The organism is Bartonella sp. AP4SXKL, from assembly GCF_042195845.1.
In the GTDB taxonomy this organism is placed as follows: Bacteria; Pseudomonadota; Alphaproteobacteria; order Rhizobiales; family Rhizobiaceae; genus Bartonella.
Window position 1 is genome coordinate 1 of the sequence record NZ_JBHIPA010000052.1, and the last position, 1,208, is coordinate 1,208.

Here is a 1,208-nt window from a genome sequence, read left to right on the forward strand (position 1 = left end):
AGAAAATTTTGCAAAAAAGCTGCACTATGCGTGCAGCTTTTTATGTATTTGCTTTAAAGGAAGACAGGTAGACGTTTTAAAGCATGAAAGTGTCCTTACGGCTTCTATAACCATAATAGCCAAAAACACTGGAAATAATGGCGCCTACCAGACTTCCTAAAAAGCCCCACCACCCCATATTGGAGGCTGTTTTTGTGGCTTTAGTTGCAGTGTTTTTTGCTCCCTTGATCGTATCCTCAAGATTGTCTGAGAGTGTTTCTGCCCGTTCTTCAAGGGCTTTGATGGCTTTTTCGGTTTTTTCCTCTGCGCTTTGATAGAGTTGAACAGCATGGTTGGCTGCTGTTTGTGCATCCGAACGGGACATGCCATCGGTCACAAGGGCCTTGATGATATCACTTCGATCAAATTTTGTCGTGAGATCTTCTACACGATCGGACAGGCGCTCACCAAGATTTTTTAAAGTGGTGCGATAGTAAGAAGGATCATTTTTGAAAGCTGTTATCGCAGAACCAATATCATTGAGTGCAGCTTGATAGGTTTGTTTTAAGCGATCAGGGTTGAGAGCAGGAATGTCGCTTTTATTGAGAAGGGTGCGCAATTCACTCCTAAGTTGGTCAAAATTGATATCATTGTCACTATTTTTTGCAAAAAACTGTTCAAGACTTTCGCTGTTTAAGTTTGCAAGTATAGGGGAAATATTGTTTTTTAGGCTGTCTACGGTTTGTTGGACCATGGAGCTGTTTTCTAGAGCCGTTTTAGCTCCTATCTTTGCTGTACTAGAAACCACGTGGATGGCTTGGAGGGTCATCAGCAATGTTATGAGAGCCCAGGTGAGAAAGCCATGAAGAATCCCTGAGGTTTCAGCAAAACGTCCAGCTACAAAGCCTCCCAAGGCTAGGCTAATCAGTGTAACGATAACAGAGCCCACGCCAAAGGAGAGGAAAGAGCCTTCAAATGGGGTTGAAGAAGTGAAATCCATTTGGCTTAAGCCTAAAGCGGCGACCAGAAAAGAGAGGCAGATTGAGGTGGCAAGAGCCGTCACCAGTCCCGCAAAGATTGCGGACCATGAAATGGGTGTGTGAAAGAGTGAATATTTTTCTTCTAGAGACGTTTCTCCTAGAAAATTCGTCTCGAATGGTGTGTTTTCAGGAATGCGAGTTTCCATGTTTTATCTCCTTGAATATGCTGGAGATACAATGCCTTTTTGC

1 protein-coding gene is annotated in these 1,208 nt (G+C 43.3%); it reads right to left on the reverse strand.

All coding sequences use genetic code 11. The features are described from left to right. Positions 1-76: 76 nt before the first annotated feature. Positions 77-1,165, reverse strand: a complete 1,089-nt coding sequence (locus tag ACFIMI_RS09600) for a DUF3792 domain-containing protein (protein WP_375692529.1) — start codon at positions 1,163-1,165, stop codon at positions 77-79. Positions 1,166-1,208: the final 43 nt, after the last annotated feature.